Raw genomic sequence first — 23,827 nt, 5'->3', positions numbered from 1 at the left:
AACCGCCAGCCCGGGCCATCCCCGCGCCTGCGGAGCCGATCGCCCCCGCCTCGGCGGCAACGACCGCGCGAGCGGGCCATCCCCGCGCCTGCGGAGCCGATACTTGTTGACCTGCGCGTTCACCGCTCGTTCGCCGTGTTCTTCTTCGCTTGAGTCGTGCCCAGCCAGCGCAGCGGCTCCGCGGGTCGGTCAACGCCTCGCCCGTGCCGACAGGATCAATCCATCAAAGTCCACCGGGCGCCAGCGGTCGCGGCCGGCCGTCCTTACCGCCCAGCCCTGTTCGTTCTTCGCCGGTTCCACCATGACCGCCTGGCCGTCTCCGATGCGTTCTGCCAGCAGTGTCCACAAGCGGTCCCGCACCCGGCGGTTCGGGTTGCCGACGAAGACGCCCGCGTTCACCTCCACCATCCACCGCGTCAGGTGGCCGCGCAGGCCCTCCGGGGCGGCGATCAGGACGATGACCGTCATCCCGCCTCCAACTCCGGGCCGATCACCGACACGTACGCCGCATCGGCCATCGACCAATTCACCCCGCCCGGCACCGACCCGAGCCGTTCGTCCCACAGCTCGTTGACGTCCTCCTCCGGGAACTCCACCCCGCCCGGCGTCAGCAACTCCTTCACGTCCCGCACGATCCGCCCCAGCAGCCGGTCCTCCGCGATCCGGTCGCGCAGGCCGATCCGCGCGTCGCGCTCCTCCGTCAGCCCCTGCGCCGCCAGGTCGAACGCCAGCGGAATCGTGTACTCGGCCTTGTACAGATCCGCGACATCCAGCACGAACGACAACGCGCTCCCCGTGTGCACGAACCCCAGCCCCGGACTCGCCCCCAGCCCCACGACCACCGCGTGACAGATCCCGTACAGCGCCGCGTTCGCCGCCGACAGCAGGCGGTTCAGGTCGTCGCCCGCCGCGAACGCATCCCCGGCCTTGTACTCCCGCTTCGTCCACGCAACCCCCGTACGCCGCGAGTGCGCCTGGTAGAGCTTGCGGATCCGCGCTCCTTCCCGCCCCCGCAACTGCTGCATCGTGGCCTCCGACACGTCCTCCCCCGGGAAGCGCATCCCGTACATCGCCCGCGCCACACCCAGCCGTTCCTTCGGCCGCGACACCAACCACGCCTGCCGCGTCAGCAGTCCGGCCCCACGACTCAGGCCCAGCCCGGCCGCGTACAGCCGCACGCCCTGCTCGCCGACCCAGCAGACCGCCGTCCCGGAGTCGGCCAGCAGCCCGATGGCGCCGTGCGTGACCCGTGTTCCCGGCCCGAGCAGCAGCACCGCCACCATGGCGGCCGGAACCCGCACCGTTTCCTGGCGGTTGACGATGACGACCGCGTTGTCCTCCCGGTCGACGTGGCTGCGTTCGACGTACACGCTCGACACCCGGTCCGAGAGCTGGTGCAGGTCGAGGGCGTCCGCCTTCCACCAGATGTCAGCCACCGGCCGTCACCGCCGCCCCGCGCACCGGCGCCAGCGTCAACAGCCCGCAACCGTACGCCTTCCCCGGCCCGATGCCGCCCAACAGCGCCTGCCGGAACCGCGCCACGTCAACGATCCGCAGCCGCCCCTCGAACGTCACCGTCTGCAGCACAACGGGCCGCGCCAGCCCCGCTTTCCGGAACGCCCGCCGATGCCGCGCGGTGATCCGCACCTCCACCGGGGACGGCCCGGCCCCTCCGTCCCGGCCTTCCAGCCCGGGAGCCGCCCTGTCCATGCGGGCCTCCGGCACCTCGAACCCCCACTTCGCCGTGCGGCCCAGGAACCACCCCAACTGCGCCGCCGCCGTGCGGTGCCCGAGCCGGAAGGACCGCTGCCGCCCCTCCCCGTCGGCGGCCATCCGCTCCATCCGCTCCATCCGTTCCTTCTGGATCGCGCTCGGCTTCACCGGCCGCGCCACGTTCTGCACGGGATTCGCCGTCACCCGGAACGCGAACTCCCGCCCGGGCGCGAGCTGTTCGAGCAGCGGCCGGTAGTCGCGCACCGTGCAGTGCTCGCCGTCCGCCCCCGGCCACCCGGCCTGTTCCACGAGATGCGTCCAGTCCGGCCGTGACCCGGTCAGCACCAGCAGGTGCGGGCGCCGCGGATTGTCGCTGTCCAGCCGCCACAGCACGCGTTCACCCCGCGGGTCACCGGGGATGCCGCCCTGCACGGCGCCGTGCAACGCTCGTGGGTTGTCGAGCAGTTGGCGGCTGGCCGTTCGCAGCGGATTGATTCGGACACGGGACAGATAGCTCACGTGGTTCACCACCCCAACAGAGCGAACGGATCATGGACGTGGTCGCCCTCCCCGGCGCCCGGCGCGCCGGCGCCCGCCAGCCCCGTGGGAACGGACAGCCAGCCGTGCCGGACCCGGCGGCTGGAGAAGCGCCGGTCACGCGGATCGAACGACAGCGGCGCGTCGTCCAGCACGTCATCGCCCGCCGCGTCGTCCACCGTGCAGGGAAGGTCCACCCGGGCGGGTGCCGCGCCGCCCGCCCGGCGGACGAACGCCGCCTTCGCCGGCTCGCCGGCCTGCCACGGCTCGGCCGCCAGCGCATGCTCCACCTCGTCGCCGTCCCGCACTCGCAGGCTGACCGGCTGCGTCGGCGGACACGACCGGCGGCCGAGCGCCAGCGGGAACGCCGGCCGCCTCACCGCCGTGTCGAGCGCCGCCACCAGCTCCTCCGGCCCCGCGACGGCCACGACGAACACGGCATCCTGAAGGTAATAACGCTGCGTGACATGCGTGGACTTGGGCGGTCCGGTCGGCTTCTGGACGCCCTTCGCGTTGACCCCGGCCTGCGGCAGCGGGCGGTCCCGGTAGTCGCTGACGGTGTGGTAGTCGCGCAGCAGGCTGCCGGGCTGGTCGACGCGCACGCCCAGGCACAGCTCGCGCAGGTCGTCCAAGGGCGCCTGGCGCGGGCGCCCTTGGGCGGCGGCCAGCAGCCCCACAACGCCCGACTTCGTCGGCTCGGGTCGCGTCTCGCGCCGGTTGAACGCGCTGCGGTCGCCCCAGGACTGGAGCGGCCCGGCGAGACGGAGAAGAAGAACCGGCACCGGGTCAGCCCTGCTTCCACACGGCGCCGAGGTGCTCGGTCAGCCCGTCCAGCAGTGCCGGGAACGTCCGGTTCTCCCCGAACGCCTTCGCCAGGTCGTCCCGCACGCCGTCGTGCTCGTCCACGTCACCGACGCTGCCGCCGACGCCGCCGGTGCCGCCGCCCTGACCGGTGAACATGTGGCACACGCCGACGTGTCCCGGTTCGTCGCCCCACTGCTCGACGGCCGTCTGGAACTCCCGCGCCAGCCGCCGCGCCGAACCGGCCGCGATCCCGCTGCCGACCGCGCTGGACACCGGCCGTTCGAAGGCGGACACGAGGTTGACCGGCTGGTCGTCCCGGACCACCACGGCCACCAGGCTGGGCCGGGTGCGGTGGGCGAACGTGTTCCCGTGGCCGGTGGGCATCGACCGGGCGAAGGCGTCGACGAACAGACGGGCGGCGGTCACGACCCGCTCCGGCTCGGCCAGATTGGCGGCGAGCTGGTGCACGCCGACCGTGGCATAGCGGTACAGCGTCGCGGAGTTGAAGCCGACGGTGCCGATCATGCCCGCGCCGGTCTCGTCCTTCTCGTTCTTGTCGTCCACGGCCGTGTAGTAGTCGCTCTCCAACTCCACGGCGTGCGTCGAGAGCGCGTGGGCGACCTGCGTCGCCGCGTCCACGTTGAGGGCCGGGATGTCGGCCACCATCCGGCCGAAGAGGGCCACGTCGATCGGGTGGTGCTGCCGCAACTGCTCGCGCACCGGCAACGCGTCGAGTTCCGCGGCGAGCGCCTTGTCGTCCAGTGCCGCCAACTCCCCGGCGCGGCCCGCGACGAGCCCGGCGATGTCGTTCAACTGGCGGTGCCCGTAGAAGAGGAGGTAGGCCGTCTCCTCGGCCTTGCGCCCGGCCTTGATGCCGAGCGGCTTCAGCAGCGACACCGCCAGCCGGTCGGCCTGCTCGTTCCCAAGTCCCGGCGTCTGCGCGACCAGTCGCTTGGCCAGCTCGGACGCGATGCGCTTGGTCCTGGTGCCGAGCTGCTCCTCGGGCAGCTCCTCGGTGAACAGCTTCCGGGTCGCCCGCTTCCACGCCTGCGAGGACACGCGGGAGCGCCGCACGCCGCCGAAGTACGCCTCCTTCGGGTTCCCGTTGTCGTCCCGGTTGAGATTGGCGGGCGGGACGGTCTGGAGGATGTGGACATCGATGTAGAGCCGTTGTGGCATGCCTGTCTCAGTCTTCCGTGGTGGTGGGGCCTTGGTCAGGGGCGAGGGGTGGTGCGCGGTGACGCGTATCAGGGCTCGTCCGGGTGGTCCCCGGCCTGTTCCCAGGAGCGGTATCCGAGGGCCCAGCGGCGGCGGACCCGCTGGCGACTCTCGCTGTAGTGCCAGTCCTTGATGTCGAGCAGCAGCCGGTCATAGTCCAACGGCTGTCCCACGGTCCGGAGTTGCGTGACGATGCCGCGCAGCCGGTGGAGGAGGGCGGGCACGGTGGTCGATGTCGCGAGTGCGTTCATCCGCGCGTCCACGGCCTGTTCGCTGAACTTGCCGCTGCGCCGCAGCCCCAGCACGGCCGCGCCCAGCCAGGCCGCGGATCCGGCCCGGTGCATCAGCGTGCGCTGGCTCTGCTGATGCAGCCCGAAGAGCGCGAGCGCGGCGTGCTCGGCTTCCTGCTCGACGGTGACCTTCCCGAGCCGGGCGAGGTCGTCGTGGGCCGGGGACGCGTAGAACGGCCACATGCCGGGCACCGACATCGCGGGCTTGCCCAGCCCGGACCGGAAGGCGGCCAGGTCCTCGCCCGGGGGCAGCCCGGCCCCGTTGCCCCAGCGCCAGGTGCTGTGCCAGTAGTAGCGCGGCTCGGTGCTCATCCTCGGTCCTCTTCTCCTCCGGTGCGGGTGGCGAGTCGCGGGTTGGCCGCGTCGGCCGCGCGCGGCAGGACGGCGCGCAGCCGCCGCCGGAAGCCGTCCTCCGCCGTGCCGAGACTGAGCAGGGTCTTCCGGCCCCTCGCGCCCGGCAGTTCCACCTCGCGCCCCGCGAACGCCTGCGGCGGCGCGGCCAGCAGAACGGCGTCGGCCGCCTGGTGCGCGCGCGTCATCGCGGTCTGTTCCCACGCCAGCTGGCCACGCTCGATCAGCTCTTCGTCGCCCCCGGCCCGCTGCACCCCGGCGAGGAAACGACGCACGTACGGGTCGAGCACGTGCAACAACCGCTCCCCCGGCCGGTGTCCCTTGTCCCAGGGGATGGGGTCGAGCCCGGCGGCCCTGCGGACGGTGTCGGAGAGGCGGTTGACGGCGATCGCCACCTGCTCCGCCTGGTCGGTGACTTCGAGCAGCAGTCCGTACACCTCGCTGTCGGCGGCGAGGGAGGCCACGGGCAGCGGGATGGTGTCGTGGATCAAGTCCTCGATGACGGCGGACTGGTTGCCGTAGGCGAGGCCGTATGTGGCGAGGCGGAGCGGGTAGTCGTCGGGGACGACGTCGCGGTTCTCCAGGCCGGCGAGCTGCCGCAGCAGGGTGCTGCTCTCGAACTTCCCGTCCGAGGGGGCGAATCGGCCCTCCAGCGCGAGCAGGGCTTCGAGCCCCCGCCAGACGGCCTTCCCCGGCTGGTGGCGGGCCGGCCGCCATCCGGTCCCGGTGCCGCTCTTCCGGTCCGGCACGAACCGCCAGGCGGTGTGCGGCTCGTACTCGGGGATGTCCGACAGCCGGTCCCCGGCGCAGAGCACGACGCGGGTCACGCGGACTCCGCGCGGCGTGTCCTCCGGGATCAGCCGAACGCGACGGGCCTGCCACGTCCACAGATCGAGCAGCCCTTCGGCCGCCCTGGCCTCCCACCCGGGCCCGTCCGGCTCCCGCTGCCAGCGAGGCGTACCGAGCGACATCTGACTGGCGGCGATGGGGATGTTGAGCAGCAGCGTCTCGTAGAGGGTCCGCCCGAGGGGAACGACCACCCCGAGCTGTCCGAGCGGGCCGGTGGGGTTGCCGGTGGTCTTGTTGTTCCTGACGGCGGGATCCCCGTCCGCCCCGGACTTGATGGCGGCGGTGTCCCAGCACTGGGCGTGCAGCAGCCACCGCGCGGCCTCGGCCGGCGTCAGCTCCAGCACGTCTCCCTCGGTGCGGGACGAGAACAGCGGCACGTTGTTGCCGGTGGCCATGGTGGGCACGAGAAGCGCGGCGCCTTTGGTCTCCTTGTTCGACTGCTGGAGCCGGGGGGACTGGGCGAAAGGCGTCCCGGCGTCGAAGAGATCGAACCGGCGCCGATACTCATCGAGGTAATCCCCCAGCCGCTTCCGCTCCTCGCCGCTGAACTCCCCGCGCCGGAAGCGTTCCCCCCACTCGGCTTGGCCGGCCGGGCTCCCCAGGGCATCGATGACAACGGGCAACAAGACCTGCCGCAGCAGGGCAGGCACCTGAGTCGGCACCTCGACGACGAAGCCACTGAGGCGGTGAGCACTGAACAGGGCATCCCGTAACCCGAGATCGACGACGCCCCCGCCACCGAGCTCCCGCAGCGGCAGCCAGGGCATGTCACAGAGATTGAACTCCCTGTCTTGGTCGCGCACTTGGGCCTTGTCCCCAGGCACCGATCGCCTCCTCAGGTCCGAGGCCAAGAACCCTAGAGCCGCCCACTGACAACGGAGACGGGAAAGAGGCCGGATCCGGAAGGTTGGCGATTTCCGGCATGAGCACAGGCGTTCGTGACTATGCTGCCTCGCCGCTCACGGCGACCGCGCCTCCCGGCGGGATTTCACGTGCCCCTTGTGGTCACGAGTCCCAGCTCCGGGTCGTATCGCACCGCGAACTCACCGACCACGGCGGCCAGTTCTGCGTCCAGTACCAACGCCTTGCTGTGCCGGAGCCACGGATCGTCTCGCCACCCCGCCAGCGGCCCCAGGTCCCGTTCCGCCGCCTCGCTCAACCCGCCGCTCGGCAGGCGGACCGTTGCGCCCAGGACCTCGTCCAGCTGCTCGGGCGCGACCTCGCCGTTGACCGACAGGCGGCGGCCGGCCAGGGTCCGGTAGCCGAGGTCGTCGTCGCGCCGCACCAGGATCACCTCCGCGCTCGGCTCGCCGTCACGCACCAGCGCCCGGAACCGCTCGTCGTCCGACTCCCCGCGCCGGCCCGCGTAATGCAGTCCGGCGAGCGTCGGGCGGCCATGTTCGCCGCGCCGGGTCAGCAGATACTTCTCCGCCTTCGCCGCCCGCTCGGTCTGCCGTTGCGCCCACTCCTCGAACGCCTTTCGTTCGTCGGCCGCCGGATCACCGTCGTAGACACGCGCGACCAGCTCGGGCACCTGCCGTGGGATGGCCCACGCACCGCCATCGGCCGCCAGGACCTCCACGGCGGTGCGCAGCAGCAGGTACTCGCCGTAGATCGCCTTCGTCCCCGGGTCCCACCACAGTCCCCGTCCCTGTCCCCGGCGGGCGAAGCCGGTCACCACGACCTCCGGCGTCCGCAGCGCCTTCGGCCGCGCCGCCGGATGCGCGTGCCGGTGCAAACGGCCGATCCGCTGGAGCAGGTGGTCGATGGGCGCCACATCCGTGATGAGGATGTCCGCATCGACGTCGAACGACTGTTCCGCGATCTGTGTCGCGACGAGAATCAGCCGTTTGCCGGGCGCCACCCGCCCCGGACCCGGCCGGCCGAGCAACCGCAAGCAGGCTTCCGTCCGTTCGGCCCGGTCGGCGGCGTGCAAGCGGCCGTGCAGGAGCCGTACGTCGGCGTCGGCGCCGAAGTGTTCTCCGACAGCCCGGTACGTGTCCTGCGCCCGTGCCACGGTGTTGCGGATGACCAACGCGCAGCCGCCGTCCCGCAGCCGGTCGGCCAGCAGACCGGCCACGGCCCGGTCCCCGGCCCGCACGTGGCCCGGCGGCCGGTGGTCCTCGTCCGGTCGTTCGTCCGGCCGCTCGTCCCGTTCCTCGTCCAGGACGCGCACCGCGACCGCCAGGTCGTCACGCCACGACTGCGCGTGCTCGACCAGGAGTTGCGCGTCGCCCTTCCCGTCCAGCCAGGCCGCGGTGACGCTCGGGTAGCCGCCCGGCTCCGGCAGCAGCGCCCCCACCTCGAACACGTCGGCCGACGCCGCGCCCGCGAGATAGGCGCTCACCAACTCCTCGCGCTGCGCGGGCGGAAGGGTCGCGGAGAGCAGTACGACCGGGACCCGGCCCTGGCCGAGCCACCACAGGCCCTCCTTCAGGAACTGGGACATGTAGACGTCGGCCGCGTGGACTTCGTCCAGCACGACCACCTTCCCGGCCAGCCCGGCGCTGCGCAGCATGACGTGCTTGGTGCGGGTGGCGGCGAAGAGGAGCTGGTCGATGGTGCCGACGACGAAGGGGGTGAGCAGGCCGCGTTTGGCCCCGAGGAACCACTCGGCGGGGGCACGCCGTTCCGCCTCTCCGTCCTCCCCGCAGTCGATGGCGATGCCCGCGCCCATGCCCATGCCGTAGAGCGCGTCGTCGTCCGCCATGCCGAAGGGATCGGCGTCGTCCGCGTCGGCAGTGGCGCCCTCCAGCAGTTCCTTCCACTCCTTGGTGAAACGGCGCTTGCCGTGCAGCAGGGCGACTTCACTCTCCAGGCCGGGGCGGATGCGGGAGGTCCACTGACGCATCTCGGTGAACATCGGGTCGCACGTGGCCTGGGTGGGCATGCCGAGGAACGTGCCGTTGGCGCCGAACCGGGCACCGAGGATCTCGGCGGCCATCAGGGCGGCCTTCGTCTTTCCCTCACCCATGGGTGCCTCGACGATCAACAGGCCGGGTTCGGCCATGCGGTGGGCGATGTCGATCACGAACCGTTGCGAGGGCCGCGTGCCGTGCCCGAAGCGGTCACGGAACGCTTCGGGACCGGGCACGGGCATGCGCCGCCAACCGCCGTGGAGGCGGAGTGCGTTCCATGCGGCGCGGGCGCGTTCGCGGGAGCCGGCGAGACTGACCTTGTCGATGCTGTCCAGGCCGTCGAAGTGACGGTGATCGCTGGCGATCCAGTCGGCCATGACGATGAGGCCGCTGAGGGCGAGTTGAACGGCTCGGGACGGCACGGCGGTTGGCTGCACGGCGGTGAGGTCGGGGTAGCCGACGGCCCGGGTGAAGACGCCGACCACCGCTTCCTGCGCGGCTGCCCAGTCCGGGCCTCGCCCCTGAAGGTGACCGCGGGTTCTCCTGCCTTCGGCCAGGCCACCCTCATCGGGGAACGAGCCGTGGTGCCCGGCGACCAAGGGCCAGACCCAGGCGACGTGTTCGGGAGCCCACCCGGCCTGCGCAAGGCGTCGATCGAGCAAGGCGGCACCGGCTACGTCATGCCGACGTCTGTTCCGGGGGTTCTCGACAATGGCCCGATCCCAGCTCAGCCCGGCATCGCGGACGGCCTGAGCACATGTGGGGTCGACGCACTGGAAAGCGGGAGTGGCCTTGCCGCAGTCATGAATCCCACAGAGCCAGACGAACAGCCCCTTCCCCCGCCCCGCACCCCCGGCGACATCGTCCAGCACCCGTGTGAGCGCGTCGTCAAGGTAGTTGTCCCAGATCCGCTCGGCGACGGCAGCGGTGTCGAGCAGATGCGCGAGCAGCACACTCCGCGTACCGCCGCCTCTCGCCGGGGACTTCCCCCACAGGGCATCGAGCCACTGCCGCACGCGTGGATCGTCCATCTCCACCGATTCGGTCTCCTTCTCACCCCGGGGTTGTCAGTGCCTGCTGCGAGCATGGCGGCTGTGACTCCCTTACTGCTCAGTGACATTGAAGACGCCGTGTTCAGCAGCTGGGACGCTGATACGTGCACCCCGGAGTACCGTCCGCACTGGCACCCGGCCAACCCGGCACGGGACCAGTGCGGCGTCACTGCCATGGTCCTGAACGATCTGCTCGGGGGTGAGTTGATCCGCGGGGAGGTGCACGTCAACGGCGAACGGACGGACTACCACTGGTGGAACCGCCTGGGCATGGGCGTGGAAGTGGACCTCACCCGAGGCCAGTTCGGCCCGGAAGAAACGATCGTCGGCGGCATCGTGATCCCCCGCCCACCGACACTTGTCCGCCTCCGGACCGAGTACGAGCTGCTGCGCGACCGGGTACTGGAGAGGCTCTCGCGACGGCGGCATGCTGACTGACCCGCCCCCCGGAAGGTGCTGACCGCCTGATCGTCGCCCCTCAGCCCACCGCACCGAGTGAAAACCGCCTGACACCCCGAAGAACCCCCAGGTCAACAAGCATGGTCCCCGCGCACGCGGGGGTGTTCCGTCGTCACGGCGGGCCTTGTGCTGACGCAGGGTATGGTCCCCGCGCACGCGGGGGTGTTCCTAACCGACGGGGACCCAGGCCGGGGCATGGGATGGGGGTGCGGGCGCAGGCGTGGGCCGGGTGCTCATGCTCGCCTCCAGGGCGGAAGTCCGTGCGGACGACCGTAGGGAGCGGGCGCCGATGACGACCATGGCATTACACCGTTTTGCACGGGGTTACCCGAGAGAGGTAATCGCCTCGGTGATCCGGGCGCGGGCCTCACGGCCGTAGACGGCCATTTTCGCCAGCTCCGAGAAGGCCCTGCCGTACAGCGTGACCTCGCTGGGGGCGGAGACATTGACTGCGGCGGTCAGCAGCTCCGTGCTCGCCTGCTGGGTGTCGAAGAGGTAGAACGCCTCCAGCGGCCACACCGATCGCTCGGCGGTGAAGGGGATAACGCCGAGACTGATGTTCGGCAGGGCCATCACGGCGAGCAGATAGCCGAGTTGGTTCGCCATCGTCTCGGCGTTCCCGATGCGGTACCGCAGTACCGTCTCCTCCAGCAGGAAGGCGAAGGTCCGGCCGCCCTCGTACAGCACGCGTGACCGCTCGATCCGGGATGCCGCCGCTTCCTGCGAATCATCCGGTGTGCCCTGGAACGCCGCGATCCGCGCGAGCAGCGCTGTCGCGTACGCCTCGGTTTGCAGGACGCCGGGGACGACGTTGGAGACATACACGCGGAAGTGCCGGGTCCGCTCGTACAGCGGCAGTACCTCATCCTGCGCCCGCCGCATACCGTGTCCGTGCAGCTTCTTCCAGCGCACGTACATCTGGTCCGCCTGCCGACTGACCGTGATCAGCTCCGCGGCTTGGTCCTCGGCGCCGCAGGCCGCGCACCACGCCCGGATATCCGCGTCGGAGGGCGGAGTCTTCGCGTTCTCGATGCGGGAGGTCTTCGCGTCGCTCCAGCCGCACCGGCCGGCCAGGGCGCGTCCGCTCAGCCCGGCGTCGAGCCGGAGGTCCCGCAGTCTCGCGGCGAGAAGCCGACGGGCCTCCTGGGCTCGTGATGACGGGTGCGATGACATGGGTGGGGTGATGAGGCGGGGTCAGACCGAGAACTTCTCGTGCGGAATGCCGAGTTCCCACACGGCCTCGAACGCGGCGAGCACCCGGGCGACGATGTGCGGCTCCGTGCGCACCTCCCAGCGCGGCTCGCTCCAGTTGCCACGGCCGTCGAAGTGATTGAAGAGTACCGACGTGTCATCGAAGACCCACAGGTCGTTTCCCGGCAGCAGCAGATCCGACGCCTGCCGCCGGGGAAGCCACCGCACAGCCTCACCAGCGGTGATGTTGACCGACGTACCGGCGTGCTCGTACCTGATGTAGTCGCTCACCGGCTCGGAGACAACCCGCGCCCGACGCATCGTGACGCCCCGGGCAACGGTTTCCCGGACGAGATCCACCCACGGCGCCCAGTACGCCGAAGCGGGGTCCGTATCGCGTTCCCCGGTTGTCCGCCAGCGCTCGAAATCGGCGGCCTCGTCGCCCACGCCGTAGGAGTCGCGCATCTCCAGGTGCGCGGCTGAGCGCCGCGCGGCGCTCAGCAGGTCAAGAAAGCCCGGCCCGCTCTGCGACATCGCATGCCTCCCTCAGCATCGGCACCATCCTGGCGGGAATCCGGATCACCGCTTCGTGCGGGGGGATGCCGGGCTCGTGTCCCGGCGGTGGAGTCGCGATGACCTCGGCCTCGAGCGCGGGTCCCGGCCGCCAGCCCTGAACGACCAATTCTGCGTTCTCCTCGTCCAGCCAGATCGTGGGCGACCCCTGCTGGCCGGTCTCCGGGTCCACCGCGATGAACCGTAGTGCCATGGCCGTCTCCTACGTGCGCGTGGGTTACGTCAGCTTGCACGACCATCACGCCCGCGACAGAGTGCGTCAAGGGGGACCTGGTCCCGCCCAACGACGAAATGCCCCGTTCGTCGCCCCCATGGAGGGGGCAGTGAACGGGGCATTTCTCCTCGTGTGGCCGATCGTCGGCGGTGAGCCACGCGGTTGGGCGATCCACTCGAACGAGGTCGTCCACTACCTCGTCCACGGTTCGTCCGCAGGCTCAGCCGTGCACTCGGGCGGGCGACCGGATACATGCCCGGCGACTCCGCCCAGGGCAGTCGGCGCGCAGACCGCAGACCGCAGACCGTGTCCGGGAAGAACTTCTCGATCCCGGCCCACAGCCACGTGGGGCCAGGGCGGCCGAGCGGTGAGCCTCTTTCTACCGGCTCTTGTACGGGTTGACGCCGGGGCCGCGTAGTTCCGAGGCTTTCGCCCTGTCGCGCCGTGGCACGCCCCATGTGTCGAACTGACGCGTGAGCCACGTGGCGGAGACCTTGAGGCTCCGCGCGAGACCGCTCATCGGTTCCTGACCGTCGAGATAACGACCCGTGACTTGCTCCCGGTTGGCGACCCCCCAGTCGCGCGCTTCCTTTCCCTTCAGGTCGTGAACCACGTCTTTCCTTCTTGTTCCTGGATCTGATCTGTGTCGGCAGCCACGAGCCGCTCCGGCGGCAGATAGAGGACCACACCACAGGACGGGCATCGTTTTCCCTCCGGTGAATCTTCCAGTTCCGCCCCGGGGTGCGCGCATTGGCTGCTCATCGCCGGTCCTTCCCGTTCTCCGACTGGTCGCGGATACGAAAGGCGCAGATCAAGCGCCATCCCGGTACTTGCGATCTGCCTGGCGCAGGAATGCCAGACCCATCGCACCGCTCATGCCGCGTCCCCAAGAAATTCGATGTCCTCGGGAGCCGCCCTCCACTCGTACCCGCCCCCGGGAGGACGGATGTAAATTTCGGTTTCCCGCTTCCTCGGGCCCGTTTTCCCGTCCCCTGACCAACACACCAGCACACCGCGAAGCGTGCCTTCCCTCCCGGTCGCCCGGTCACGTACAGGGCGGAGACGGAAGGATCCGAGCCGCGGAGCATCGCTGGCGTAGACCAGCTGCCGGAACGCCGCTTCATCGGGTGGAAGTGGGCGTGGCGAACGAAACGCGAGCCCGCACGTATGCATAGGTCTCTCCTGAATACCGGCCGGCACAGGCGGTTGTCGTCTTCCTCGGGCAGGAGACGGAGAGCTGAGGCCGAGTGGGATGCCACGTCATTCGTCACATCTATGACGGACCCGAATTCCACGCCCTCCCGCCGTCCTCACGAGTCTCCACCACGGCGCCGTGACCCCGGACGGATTCCCGACAGCCGCCGCAATCGGCATGAGAGACCCGACATAACGGAGAGTGACTGCCGCCACCGTTGTTGAGCCAGAACCGAACGAACTAGCCACTCGGGCATCACGGAATGTAGCTGGCTTCGGGCAGGCACGCCCTGGGCCGACGTTCCTTGCACCGGACCATGCCGAACCCCGGGGTACCGATGCTTGTCGCCCAGAAGGCAGGCACCCTCCAGACACCCTGTGAGACCACGCGCGTGGGGGCGATAGCGTCGTCCCCACGCACGCGGGGGTGTTCCTTCGCAACGGCTCTGTACCGGAGAGCGGGCGGTCATTCCCACGTGTGCGACAGTCTTTCCCCGCGGTGTCCCCGGGGGCGGTTGTCGGGACGTACGAGGGTTCCGGCCGCAGCGATCGCGATGCCGCCGACCCCGCGCACGCGGGGTGTTCCCTGCTGGGTTGCGTGGCCGCGTTGGGCGTCTCGGTTGTCCCCGCGCGCGGGGATGTGCGAGTCACCGCGTGCGGCAGTTCTGCTTTGGCCGGGCGGTGTCCCGAGAATCGCCAAGAAACCTGCCTGGGAGTCGGCCAGGAAGCCGCCGTGACGGCCTTCGGTGGGGGCCTGGCTGCTTGCCAGCGCGCCCCTTGAAGGGCTGCCGTCTCGACCCTCGCGCGGGCCCCGTCAGCGCGCGTCCGCGGCCTGGGGTGATGTGCTCTGAACTGGGCTTTCGCGTCATCCGGCCGTACCGTCTTACCGGACCTGAGAGGGGGCCGGATGGACCGGAACATCCGCACGGTCGAAGACGTGCTGAAGCTCCTGGACGATCTGTTCGTGCCGGGGGCCGACCGGTGGACGGGTGATGCCGCCGCCTGGTGGGACGGCTTCTACGCCGACCGCTCGCGGCCCGTCCCGTTCTTCGTGGCGAAGCCGGACGAGAATCTCGTCTCGTACCTCGACCGAGGTCTCATCGCCCCCGGCCGCGCTCTCGACCTGGGGTGCGGTCCGGGTCGTAACGCCCTCCATCTCGCCTCGTTCGGGTTCCAGGTCGACGCCGTCGACCTCTCCCCCGCCGCCATCGCCTGGGCCGAGGAACGCGCCCGCGAGGCCGGGGCCGATGTCCGGTTCCGCTGCGGCGACGCCTTCCCCCTCGCCGCGACCGCACTCGGCGGCCCGTACGACCTCATCTACGACTCGGGGTGCTTCCACCACCTGCCACCCCACCGCCGCATCAGCTACCTGGCCCTACTCGACCAAACGCTCGCCCCCGGCGGCCACTTCGCCCTCACCTGCTTCGCGGCCGGGGACGGGGGCGGGTCACAACTCCCGGACGCGGCGTTCTACCGCGACGCCCGCCTCCACGGCGGCCTCGCGTACACGCCGGAGTCCCTGCGCTGGATCTTCTCCGACCTGACGGAGGTCGAACTGCGCCGCATGCACGACGAACCGCCTCAGTCCCCGTACTTCGGCGAGGCATTCCTGTGGACGGCCCTCTTCCGCCGCGACGCCGAGGCTCCGGCCGACTGAAGCAGCCCTTCCGTCGCCGCCCCTGGCAGCTGCCAACGACGATCACGGGTTCTCGCCGCGGGCGACCTGACAGTTCTCGGTCCTCCCCGGTCGGTGCCGGGCCGAGCAGCGAGGCAGCAACGAGCGCCGGGGCAGCCAACGTTCGCCCTGTCGTAAGGCCCGGCCTGTCGACTGCTACGGCCGCTGGCGACAATTGACCGGTGAGTGTCGTCGAACGCCCGATTCCGCCCATGAACGCCGACGAGCGCACCACGCTCGAAGGATGGCTTGACTTTCACCGTGCCACCCTCGCCATGAAGTGCGAGGGTCTGGACGATGAGCAGGCCGCCGTCGCGTCCGTACCACCGTCCGGCTTCACTCTGACCGGCCTCGTCCAGCACATGGCGGAGGTGGAACGGAACTGGTTCCGCCGGGTGTTCGCCGGAGAACAGGCCCCTCCCCTCTACGACCCGCGGGCCGATCCGGACGGTCCCGACGGTGGCTTCGCGCTCGCTGAGGGCGCCACCCTGCGCGATGCCCTCGCCACCTGGCGCGCGGAAGTCGCCCGTGCCCGCGAGCATTGCGCCGACCGTGCCCTGACGGACACGGGCCGCTTCATGGAACAGGACGTCAGCCTCCGCTGGATCTACGTCCACATGATCGAGGAGTACGCCCGCCACAACGGCCACGCCGACCTGATCCGGGAACGCATCGACGGCGTCACCGGCGTATAGCTGCCGACGACGGCGCGCGGGCGCCGGCCGTTCGCGTCGCGGTTCCGGTCTCTGTCACAGCATCGTGCAGGACATACCTGCCGTTCCGATCTGGAGCCTGACCGGACTGGCCGCTTCCCCGGTCGCCGAGGCTCGGCGCGGAAGGCATCTCCTTTCTCCGGAGCAAACGTGCGGCGACACCTCGTCCCGCGCGGGAATCCGGAGTGCTCCGCAGGAGGAGCATGGTCTTCAGGCGCCTGATCAAAAATTTCTGCCTGGATGCCCGGCCCGCTCCATCTCGGACAGTTACTCCCACAACCGATTGCTTCCCGCCAACGCCCGTGACATACCAGTCGCGTTGACCGCACGGCTCGCTCCCCGGAGAAGGGCCGTGCGCCGTCCCACACTCCGAGGAGTTCCCATGCTGACGAACATGCTCGCCCACCTCGCCCGCCTCGCGGGCTGGCTGATCTGATCAGCCCCCGGCGGGCCAGGCGCAGCCTCCCGCTGCCCGGCCCTGAGACGACGACTGCCTTCACCCTCATACCCAGTCGGGGGGAAGGCGGTCGTCATCCACGTAGGTGTCTTCGGCATGGACGAGGGACAGATCTCGGATCAGCCTTCGATTGCCGAGGCACCTCCCGTGCCCGAACCACCCCCGATTCGGCCACCCGGACGGTTGTCCGCCGGTCCCCGCTCTGTGCCACGCTGTGCCCGGGCGGGGACGCCCCCTCGCACACAACCGGCAGGAGGACGCTGGTGGATCGCACCGAGTGGCACGATCTGCCGTCGGCGGCGCGGGCCGTCGTCGAGCGGCATACCGGGCCTGTGGTGAAGGCCGAGGGGGCGCCGCACGGGGTCATGTCCCGGCTCGCGTGCACCGTTCATTCCCGGGAGGGCCGCGTGTTCGTCAAGGGTGGACGGGTGACAGACCCGCGGGCATGGGTGTGCCGGCACGAAGCCGCCGTGACCCGCGTGGCGCCACGCGCGCCGCGCGTTCTGTGGGAGGCCGAGGCGGGAGGATGGCTGCTCACCGGATACGAGTACGTAGACGGGCAACACCCGGACCTGTCCCCCGGGTCGCCGGACGTCGCGGCCCTGATGCGCACCCTCGTCGCCGTGTCGGCAACTCCCTGGCCCGAGGCGCTGCGGAAGCGTCCGCTCAACGACCGCTACGCCGAATTCCTGCCCCCCGAGGTGCCGCCCGAACTCCTCGGCCGCTCACTGGCCCACACGGACATGTCACCGCTGAACATGCTTGTCGTCCCGAACGGTGAACTGCTGCTGCACTGGGCCCTTGCCTGCCCCGGACCGGTCTGGGCCGATGCCGCGCTCAGCGTGCCCCGGTTGATCGCCGCCGGCCACACCCCGGCAGAGGCCGAGGCCACGGTCCGGCAGGTGCCCGCGTTCCGCGCCGCCCCCGCCGAGGCCGTGACCACGTTCGCGCGCACGGTGCACAGCGCATGGGAGACATGGGAGCGGACCCGCCCGCTCCCACACCGCGCCGCACTCACCACCGCCGCACGTGCCTGGGCCGAACACCGAGGCAGCAAGTAGCAGGCCGCGATTGCCCGCTCCTCCGGCGGCCGTGGGCGTGCTCGGACCCGGGTCGCCGCCTCAGCGAGGTGGCTGTACAAACGGGGTCCAGCCGGTGCTGTGGTTATCGCGGCGGTGCGGTGTCTGGCGGCGGGTGGCCCAGAGGACCGTGGTGGGGCGGAGGGTCAGGATCTCGCCGGTGGTGAACTGCACGCGTTTCCCGCCCTGTGGGAGGGCGGACATGTCCTCGACGGTGAACGCCTGGCCGCCGACCAGGAGTTGGTCGCCGCACCGGATCGTGGACGCGTCGACCTCCACGGTCACCATCACCCCGGCCCCCGACGAAACGGCCGTCACCGCTCACCACCCGTCTGCGAGATCCGGCGCAAGGCCCGGCGCAGAGCCTCATGGCACGGACAGTCGCACGCCTCGTAGATCACCGAACTCTCGCGCGGCGGAGGCGGCGCCTCAGCCTTCGTGCACGCCTCGTGATCGTTCATACAGCACTCCGGACTGCGGTACCCCGCCAGGATCCCGCCCTCCACCGGCCCACCGATCACTTCGGCCAGCGCGTCGTGGAGATACTTCGCATCCGTCAGACACGAACCCCGCGGCGGGATCAGCCACCGAGTGCTGGGAGCACCCCACCACGAACCTTTGACCCACGAGGCAGGCGGAACAGCCACGTACCGGCCCCGACCGACGACCTTCACGCCCGGCAAACACCAGCCTTCAGCCGTCGCCGGGTGAATCAGCCACGTCAGTATCTGCTGCACCTGGTCCTCGATCACCGGACCCGACCGATCGTGGAGACGCGCGATCCCATAGAAGGCGGTATTGCTCGACACACGCACCGCATCGAACCACCGACCGCACGGCAGCGTCCGCACGCCGTGGTTGTCGGTGGGCACCCACTCGGGTACCGCCGAGGTTGTCGTCATGGTCGGCCCCCATGCACAGACAGTGAAGTGACACTCACATGGTGGTGGCATGGAAGGGGCCCAACTATCAGAGCCGACTGATAGTCAGGGGCAACGCCTCACGCTCGGCTACATGCCGAGCCAGGAGCCGAAGCTGATGAACGAGTGCGGCAGTTGCCGCTTCGCCGCGTCCAGTCCGGCGTACGTCTCACGAACGGTGGGGTGGTACCGGGTCTGCTGCGGCGCCAGCCTTCGTGCTTCCTGAAGACTGGCGAAGGCGGCGTCGGTATGTCCGGTCCACAACTGTGCCCTGGCCACTTCGGCGTGGTGATGCGCGAGCCGGGAGCGCGGCCAGTCGGCCGGTGCGGTCACCTGCCGGGCGCTGGTCACCGCTTCGTCGTAGAGGTCGAGTTCGGCCAGTACGGACACCCGGTGAACCATGACATTCGTGGGGCCGAAGGACAACCAGTGCACGCGTTCGGCAGGGCCGGTCTGGTCGGCGATGCGCTCGGCTTCCGCCAAGTGCCCCTCGGCTGCGGACTGATCCTTTTCCCGGCCGGCGAGTACGGCTGCGCCGAGGTGCAGTTGCCCTGTGACGACGCTGCGCTCCTGCCCTGAGTCCGCCTGCTCCAGCACTGCCAGGCCACGGGCCACGAGTTGCTGCCCTCGCCGGTAGTTGCCGTCCCGGAGGTAGGCAAGCGCACGCATGTACTGGCGCATGCTGGAGAGCGGCGCGGCGGAGCCGCGCTGGGCCGCCCAGTCCATGCGGTCCAGCGCGACCGTGCAGAGATCGGTGAAGCCGAGTTTCGTGGTGACGTCGTACGCAGTGCGATAGGTGGACGCCAGCAGCCGCCATGATCGGTCGCTCGGCGTGGAGTAGGCGGTCGTCGTGGCCTCGTGGATCAGACCCGGGAGTTGGGCGGCAGCCTTCTTGATGTCGGTGGCCCGGACGAGGGCGCACAGTGCCTCGGCGTGTGTCTCCAGCTCGGCCAGGGGTCGTGGCGTCACGTCTTCGTCGGGGCCGAGGTCGTAGACATCCAGTGCCTCGCGGATGGGCTGGATGAGTCCGTCGAGTTGGTCATGCCGCAACTCGTCCATGTAGGGCTGGCCGGTCAGTTCGGTGACCGGGACGGAGAGCGCGCGGGCGAGGGCACCGATGACGGAGGGACTGGCCGGCATCACGCCCTGCTCCACTTTGGTGATGGTGGAGTAGGAGACATGGGACAGATCCGCCAGCTCGCGCTGCGTGAGACGACGGACTTTCCGGGCCCGCTTGATACGGGCGCCGGTGTGCTCGCCAGTGCTGCTGTATGGCATGCCAGCTCCGTTCTGCGTGACAAGAAGACCGTACCCGTGAGCGGTGGCGCGAGAACAGCGAACGGCCCCCTCCGGGTTGACGGCGGGGGTGCGGGGCTCCTGCTCCCGGCACGGACTCTGTGGTCGTGAAGTGGGGTGGGCAGTACGGTGAGGTCCTGATGTTCGGGGGCGCGACGAACCTGCCAAGGGGGTACGCGGGGGTACAGATGACGTGCGCACCAAACGAAAACTGCCACTGCCCCCGGAAAAACCGCAGGTCAATTAGTGTGGTCCCCGCGCATGCGGGGGTGGTCCTTCCGTGCCGGTTATGCGGCGGAGACTTAATCGGTGGTCCCCGCGCATGCGGGGGTGGTCCTTCTTTTGGGGTGCATCGTTCGGGTTGGGCTATGTGGTCCCCGCGCATGCGGGGGTGGTCCCACGAGCGACCACCTGGAGGAGCTGGCTGCGGCGTGGTCCCCGCGCATGCGGGGGTGGTCCCGGTATGGGCGTGTTCAGCGGCACGGCCATGAAGTGGTCCCCGCGCATGCGGGGGTGGTCCTCCCCGCGCTGTTACAACGCGGTGGACGCCGGGGTGGTCCCCGCGCATGCGGGGGTGGTCCCTTCGACGCCAGCTCCTCTTCCCTCGCCGTCGTGCGGTCCCCGCGCATGCGGGGGTGGTCCTGCGTCCCCACGGAGACGGCCCACGTACGCATCGCGGTCCCCGCGCATGCGGGGGTGGTCCGGTGCTGTGCGAGCGCGAGGCCGTGCGGCTGCGGTAGTCCCCGCGCATGCGGGTGCGCGTTGGTAAGGAGCAGGTATTCGCTGTGGATCAGCGAGCGGCGTTGCCGCTTCGGGTGCGGATACGGTGTGGTGTCTGGCGGCGGGTGGCCCACAGGACCGTGGTGGGGCGGAGGGTCAGGATCTCGCCGGTGGCGAACTGCACGCGTTTCCCGCCCTGTGGGAGGGCGGACATGTCCTGGACGGTGAACGCTTGGCCGCCGACCAGGAGTTGGTCGCCACGCCGGATCGTGGACGCGTCGACCTCCACCGTCACCATCACCCCGGCTCCCGCCGAAACGGCCGTCACCGCTCACCACCCGTCTGCGAGATCCGGCGCAGGGCCCGGCGCAGAGCCTCATGGCACGGACAGTCGCACGCCTCGTAGATCACCGAACTCTCGCGCGGCGGAGGCGGCGCCTCGGCCTTCGTGCACGCCTCGTGGTCGTTCATGCAGCACTCCGGACTGCGGTACCCGGCCGTCCCGTTCATGGCGGGTGTTTCCCTGATGACCTCGGCCAGCACGTCGTGAAGGCTCTTCGCGTCCGTCAGGCACGTGCCGTGCGGCGGAATCAGCCACCGGGTGGAAGGAGCTCCCGACCATTGGCCGTTCACCCATGACGCGGGTGGCACCGCCAAGTAACGTCCCCGGCCGGCCACTTTGATGCCCGGAAGGTGCCAGTCCTCGGCCGCACCTGGGAGGACCAGCCAGGCCAGTATCTGCTGCACCTGGGCCTCGATCACCGGACCCGACCGATCCCGAAGGCGCGCGACCGCGTAGAGGGCGGTGTTGCTCGGCACCCGTACCGCGTCGAACCACCGACCGCACGGCAGCGTCCGCACACCCTGCCCCGTGCCGGGCAGCCATTCGGGCGAACGGCTGGGGTGTGGGAAGGGAGAGCGTTGTGGAGCAGCAGGCATGTTCCTCTCCTGTGACGTTTCGTGTACGCACCGTCTCTGCCTGCACGCTATGGAGTTGGGTGATCGTTGCTCAACGGCACTATCACCTGGCGGATTCGGGGAGTGCCACACACTGCTACAGGGGAAGCCGTACCGCCTCCGCGAGGGCCCGCATCTCTGGTGTGAGTGTCCGGCGTTTACGGACGATGAGCGCCAAGGTCTCCTTGGCGTAGCGCTGATGCGGCAGCCACTGGGGGGCATCGCGGTGCACGCCGAGCAGGGTTTCCATCGCGTCGCCGTGTCGCCGGGTGAGCACCTGTGCGTGGGCGAGGTCCAGCAGGTGGCGGTTCCGGTTGCCGAAGGTCGGCGGGAGGGCTGTGGCATGGATCTTGCCTGCCAGGCGCAGCACTTGGTCGGGGCGTTCTTCGACCATGGCCTGTTCGGCGTGCTGCATCGCCACGGTGAGGCGCGAGAAGCGCCTGATGAAACCGGCGCGGCGTGTGGTGGCGGAGGTGGTGGCGGGCCCGAGCATGACCGCTGCCGCTGTCGCGAGACGGAGGGCGTGTTGCGCTTCATCGGGCCGGTTGTCACGCGATGCCGTAGCGGCCACCCGCAGCAACAGCCAGCCCCACGCGCTCAACTCGCTCGCGCCGGCTTGGGAGAGGCGAGGTTCGAGGTCGTCGGCCCAACGGATCGCCAGCGCACGCGACTCCGCGAGCCGTCCCCGGCGGAGCAGGAGCCAGCACTGGTTGTTGGCGAGCGCGGCACCGTGGACGGCGTCCGGGACGTCGCGCTCGGCCGTGGCGAACGCCAGCTCGGCGGCGTCGTAGTTCCGGGTCTGGGTCATGAGTCGACCCGTGATCTGCATGACGCGCATCCGGACTGCCGGGCCCTTGGGGTCCAGATCGGCGAGGGTGGTGGCGTCACGGATCAGGCGCGGGAGGAGTTCACCGACCGCGTCCAGATTGCCGCCTGTGTACAAGGCGATTGCGGAGTCCAGCGCGTCGAGGACGCCTGCGGCGGTGGGGGGTGCGTCGATGTCGTCGCGGGGTGGGGTAGTGGTGAGGGCGGCGCGGACACCGGCCCATCGTGCGGCGTCGGAGCCGGTTGCGGGGTCGGCGTCACCGGCCTCGGCGGCGATGAGCCGGGTGGTGGGGATACGGAGAGCGGCGGCGAGTTTGCGGGCGGTCTCCAGGCGGGTGTCCTGGCGGTCGCCTTGTTCGAGCTTGCGGATGAGGGAGAGCGATACGCCGGATTCGCGGGCGAGGTCCCGTTGGTGGAGGCCGGCGCGCTTGCGGGCCTCCTTCAGGCGCTCTCCGAAACTGCTGGCGGCCATGGGGTTACGCTCCGTTCGGGATGACACCAGGACGGTACCCGTGAGGGGTGGCAGCGGAACAGCGTGCGACTACGCGGGGTTGACGCTGCGGTGGGTGCGGTCCTGCCCCTGGGGCGCGGGTCCTGCTGTGGTGGGCGGGTGGGCAGTACGGTGATGTGCAGGTAGGCACCGAAGGCAACTGCCAAGGAACGTGCATGAGGTCACAGAGGTCGTGCGCACTAAACGAAAACGGCCTCATCCTTCGGAGAAGCCGCAGGTCAACTAGCGTGGTCCCCGCGCACGCGGGGGTGTTCCGGTGGTCAGCACGGGCAGAACCGACTGGCGGACGTGGTCCCCGCGCACGCGGGGGTGTTCCGCCCCGCCACGGCGCGGGGCGCGTGGCCGGGGCCTTGGGGTGGTCCCCGCGCACGCGGGGGTGTTCCGGGGATGAGGGGCCACTCGGTGCGCACACTGTCGTGGTCCCCGCGCACGCGGGGGTGTTCCCTACGACCCCGCCGAGACCAGCCACGCGGTCCTGTGGTCCCCGCGCACGCGGGGGTGTTCCCGCCTTGCGGTACTGAGCGACTTCGGACGGCTGGTGGTCCCCGCGCACGCGGGGGTGTTCCCCTCGAACTCCCGGCCTCCGCCACCGCGGAGTCGTGGTCCCCGCGCACGCGAGGGTGTTCCCCTCGAACTCCCGGCCTCCGCCACCGCGGAGTCGTGGTCCCCGCGCACGCGGGGGTGTTCCGTCAGGCAGGTTCGACCGCCAGTCCCTTCTGCGGTGGTCCCCGCGCACGCGGGGGTGTTCCCGGACACGTGGAGCGGCCGGTCCGCCGCCCCGTGTGGTCCCCGCGCACGCGGGGGTGTTCCTGTTCTGACCGGTCGAGATGCCGGAGTGCTGCGGTGGTCCCCGCGCACGCGGGGGTGTTCCGTCCGTCTACTTTGTTGCGCACCCGCCTGACCCGTGGTCCCCGCGCACGCGGGGGTGTTCCCCGCGACGTCGCCACCGTGGTCGCCCGGGACGAGTGGTCCCCGCGCACGCGGGGGTGTTCCGTACGCCAAGGACCGCCCCCGCGGCTACCGCCTGTGGTCCCCGCGCACGCGGGGGTGTTCCCGTCCACCTCCTTCGGCGTCGCCGATCGTCTTCGTGGTCCCCGCGCACGCGGGGGTGTTCCGTCGCAGTCCGGGGACGGGGTGCGCCGGCCGCGGTGGTCCCCGCGCATGCGGGCGTTCCGAAAACGAGGCCCCGAGTCGATCACCGTGACCGGTGGCCCGCGCACGCGGGGTTCGTGGGGCTTAGCCGTCTTCACGCTGTGCGGCTATGCGTGCACCATAGGTTACGGTCGGTGTGATTCGGGAGGATGACCGTGGCACGTGCGGTGAGGCGCAGGGTCGTGGGGGTGGTCGGGGTGCTGGCTGTGGCTCTGGGGG

22 protein-coding genes and 2 CRISPR repeat arrays are annotated in these 23,827 nt (G+C 70.4%); of the genes, 4 read left to right on the top strand and 18 right to left on the bottom strand.

Going from position 1 to position 23,827, the window contains the following annotated elements; genetic code table 11:
* Positions 1 to 189: 189 nt before the first annotated feature.
* The 8 genes from cas2e to ACSNOC_RS06040 all read right to left on the bottom strand — a co-directional run bounded on the left by cas2e (position 190) and on the right by ACSNOC_RS06040 (position 9,651).
* A complete protein-coding gene (gene cas2e, locus ACSNOC_RS06075; RefSeq protein WP_436746207.1) occupies positions 190 to 468 on the bottom strand; it encodes a type I-E CRISPR-associated endoribonuclease Cas2e in 279 nt (92 codons plus the stop codon).
* The gene (gene cas1e, locus ACSNOC_RS06070; RefSeq protein WP_436746206.1) at positions 465 to 1,436 is read right to left on the bottom strand and encodes a type I-E CRISPR-associated endonuclease Cas1e; all 972 of its coding nucleotides are present in this window, start codon (positions 1,434 to 1,436) and stop codon (positions 465 to 467) included. Before cas1e ends, cas2e begins: the two co-directional genes overlap by 4 nt.
* Entirely contained in the window at positions 1,429 to 2,232 is an 804-nt protein-coding gene (gene cas6e, locus ACSNOC_RS06065) for a type I-E CRISPR-associated protein Cas6/Cse3/CasE (RefSeq protein ID WP_436746234.1), read from the bottom strand. The genes cas1e and cas6e overlap by 8 nt, the downstream gene beginning before the upstream one ends.
* A gap of 5 nt (positions 2,233 to 2,237) precedes the next feature.
* On the bottom strand, positions 2,238 to 3,032 hold the full coding sequence (gene cas5e, locus ACSNOC_RS06060) for a type I-E CRISPR-associated protein Cas5/CasD (RefSeq protein ID WP_436746205.1): 795 nt from the start codon (positions 3,030 to 3,032) through the stop codon (positions 2,238 to 2,240).
* 4 nt (positions 3,033 to 3,036) lie between these two features.
* A complete protein-coding gene (gene cas7e / locus ACSNOC_RS06055) occupies positions 3,037 to 4,233 on the bottom strand; it encodes a type I-E CRISPR-associated protein Cas7/Cse4/CasC (RefSeq protein ID WP_436746204.1) in 1,197 nt (398 codons plus the stop codon).
* Positions 4,234 to 4,301: 68 nt separating this feature from the next.
* Positions 4,302 to 4,874 (bottom strand): type I-E CRISPR-associated protein Cse2/CasB, encoded by a 573-nt coding sequence (casB, locus tag ACSNOC_RS06050; protein ID WP_436746203.1) that lies wholly within the window; start codon positions 4,872 to 4,874, stop codon positions 4,302 to 4,304.
* Positions 4,871 to 6,529: a type I-E CRISPR-associated protein Cse1/CasA gene (gene casA / locus ACSNOC_RS06045; protein ID WP_436746202.1), complete on the bottom strand. Its 1,659-nt coding sequence runs from the start codon at positions 6,527 to 6,529 to the stop codon at positions 4,871 to 4,873. Before casA ends, casB begins: the two co-directional genes overlap by 4 nt.
* A 221-nt stretch (positions 6,530 to 6,750) precedes the next feature.
* Entirely contained in the window at positions 6,751 to 9,651 is a 2,901-nt protein-coding gene (locus ACSNOC_RS06040) for a CRISPR-associated endonuclease Cas3'' (RefSeq protein ID WP_436746233.1), read from the bottom strand.
* 63 nt (positions 9,652 to 9,714) lie between these two features.
* Between ACSNOC_RS06040 and ACSNOC_RS06035 the strand changes: the two genes are divergently transcribed.
* Positions 9,715 to 10,110, top strand: a complete 396-nt coding sequence (locus ACSNOC_RS06035; RefSeq protein ID WP_436746201.1) for a YunG family protein — start codon at positions 9,715 to 9,717, stop codon at positions 10,108 to 10,110.
* 345 nt (positions 10,111 to 10,455) lie between these two features.
* Here ACSNOC_RS06035 and ACSNOC_RS06030 read toward each other — a convergent pair whose 3' ends face one another.
* From ACSNOC_RS06030 to ACSNOC_RS06015, 4 genes are all read right to left on the bottom strand, one after another.
* Entirely contained in the window at positions 10,456 to 11,304 is an 849-nt protein-coding gene (locus ACSNOC_RS06030) for a helix-turn-helix domain-containing protein (RefSeq protein ID WP_436746200.1), read from the bottom strand.
* Between the two features lie 21 nt (positions 11,305 to 11,325).
* Positions 11,326 to 11,856: a DUF6879 family protein gene (locus ACSNOC_RS06025; protein WP_436746199.1), complete on the bottom strand. Its 531-nt coding sequence runs from the start codon at positions 11,854 to 11,856 to the stop codon at positions 11,326 to 11,328.
* Positions 11,828 to 12,088 carry a hypothetical protein gene (locus ACSNOC_RS06020; protein ID WP_436746198.1) on the bottom strand — a complete coding sequence of 87 codons (261 nt, stop codon included), beginning with the start codon at positions 12,086 to 12,088 and terminating at the stop codon, positions 11,828 to 11,830. Before ACSNOC_RS06020 ends, ACSNOC_RS06025 begins: the two co-directional genes overlap by 29 nt.
* Positions 12,089 to 12,488: 400 nt before the next feature.
* A complete protein-coding gene (locus tag ACSNOC_RS06015; protein WP_436746197.1) occupies positions 12,489 to 12,722 on the bottom strand; it encodes a hypothetical protein in 234 nt (77 codons plus the stop codon).
* Between the two features lie 1,488 nt (positions 12,723 to 14,210).
* Between ACSNOC_RS06015 and ACSNOC_RS06010 the strand changes: the two genes are divergently transcribed.
* The 3 genes from ACSNOC_RS06010 to ACSNOC_RS06000 all read left to right on the top strand — a co-directional run bounded on the left by ACSNOC_RS06010 (position 14,211) and on the right by ACSNOC_RS06000 (position 17,209).
* On the top strand, positions 14,211 to 14,960 hold the full coding sequence (locus ACSNOC_RS06010; protein ID WP_436746196.1) for a class I SAM-dependent methyltransferase: 750 nt from the start codon (positions 14,211 to 14,213) through the stop codon (positions 14,958 to 14,960).
* A gap of 200 nt (positions 14,961 to 15,160) precedes the next feature.
* Positions 15,161 to 15,673, top strand: coding sequence for a DinB family protein (locus ACSNOC_RS06005; RefSeq protein ID WP_436746195.1), 513 nt, complete (start codon positions 15,161 to 15,163; stop codon positions 15,671 to 15,673).
* Between the two features lie 738 nt (positions 15,674 to 16,411).
* Positions 16,412 to 17,209, top strand: a complete 798-nt coding sequence (locus tag ACSNOC_RS06000; RefSeq protein ID WP_436746194.1) for an aminoglycoside phosphotransferase — start codon at positions 16,412 to 16,414, stop codon at positions 17,207 to 17,209.
* Between the two features lie 60 nt (positions 17,210 to 17,269).
* Here ACSNOC_RS06000 and ACSNOC_RS05995 read toward each other — a convergent pair whose 3' ends face one another.
* From ACSNOC_RS05995 to ACSNOC_RS05970, 6 genes are all read right to left on the bottom strand, one after another.
* The gene (locus ACSNOC_RS05995; protein ID WP_436746193.1) at positions 17,270 to 17,545 is read right to left on the bottom strand and encodes a hypothetical protein; all 276 of its coding nucleotides are present in this window, start codon (positions 17,543 to 17,545) and stop codon (positions 17,270 to 17,272) included.
* The gene (locus ACSNOC_RS05990) at positions 17,542 to 18,129 is read right to left on the bottom strand and encodes a hypothetical protein (protein ID WP_436746192.1); all 588 of its coding nucleotides are present in this window, start codon (positions 18,127 to 18,129) and stop codon (positions 17,542 to 17,544) included. Before ACSNOC_RS05990 ends, ACSNOC_RS05995 begins: the two co-directional genes overlap by 4 nt.
* Positions 18,130 to 18,237: 108 nt before the next feature.
* Positions 18,238 to 19,425 (bottom strand): helix-turn-helix domain-containing protein, encoded by a 1,188-nt coding sequence (locus ACSNOC_RS05985; RefSeq protein ID WP_436746191.1) that lies wholly within the window; start codon positions 19,423 to 19,425, stop codon positions 18,238 to 18,240.
* 266 nt (positions 19,426 to 19,691) lie between these two features.
* A CRISPR array of direct repeats spans positions 19,692 to 20,146; the repeat unit is 28 nt; unit sequence GTGGTCCCCGCGCATGCGGGGGTGGTCC.
* Between the two features lie 87 nt (positions 20,147 to 20,233).
* Positions 20,234 to 20,491, bottom strand: a complete 258-nt coding sequence (locus ACSNOC_RS05980) for a hypothetical protein (RefSeq protein ID WP_436746190.1) — start codon at positions 20,489 to 20,491, stop codon at positions 20,234 to 20,236.
* The gene (locus ACSNOC_RS05975; protein ID WP_436746189.1) at positions 20,488 to 20,982 is read right to left on the bottom strand and encodes a hypothetical protein; all 495 of its coding nucleotides are present in this window, start codon (positions 20,980 to 20,982) and stop codon (positions 20,488 to 20,490) included. Before ACSNOC_RS05975 ends, ACSNOC_RS05980 begins: the two co-directional genes overlap by 4 nt.
* Before the next feature lie 235 nt (positions 20,983 to 21,217).
* Positions 21,218 to 22,417, bottom strand: a complete 1,200-nt coding sequence (locus tag ACSNOC_RS05970) for a helix-turn-helix domain-containing protein (protein WP_436746188.1) — start codon at positions 22,415 to 22,417, stop codon at positions 21,218 to 21,220.
* A 266-nt stretch (positions 22,418 to 22,683) separates the two neighbouring features.
* A CRISPR array of direct repeats spans positions 22,684 to 23,571; the repeat unit is 28 nt; unit sequence GTGGTCCCCGCGCACGCGGGGGTGTTCC.
* Between the last annotated feature and the right edge of the window lie 256 nt (positions 23,572 to 23,827).

Source organism: Streptomyces sp. URMC 129 (genome assembly GCF_051386415.1).
Lineage (GTDB): Bacteria > Actinomycetota > Actinomycetes > Streptomycetales > Streptomycetaceae > Streptomyces.
The sequence above is the reverse complement of the archived record's forward strand: the minus strand, read 5'-3'. Positions and strand labels throughout refer to the sequence as shown.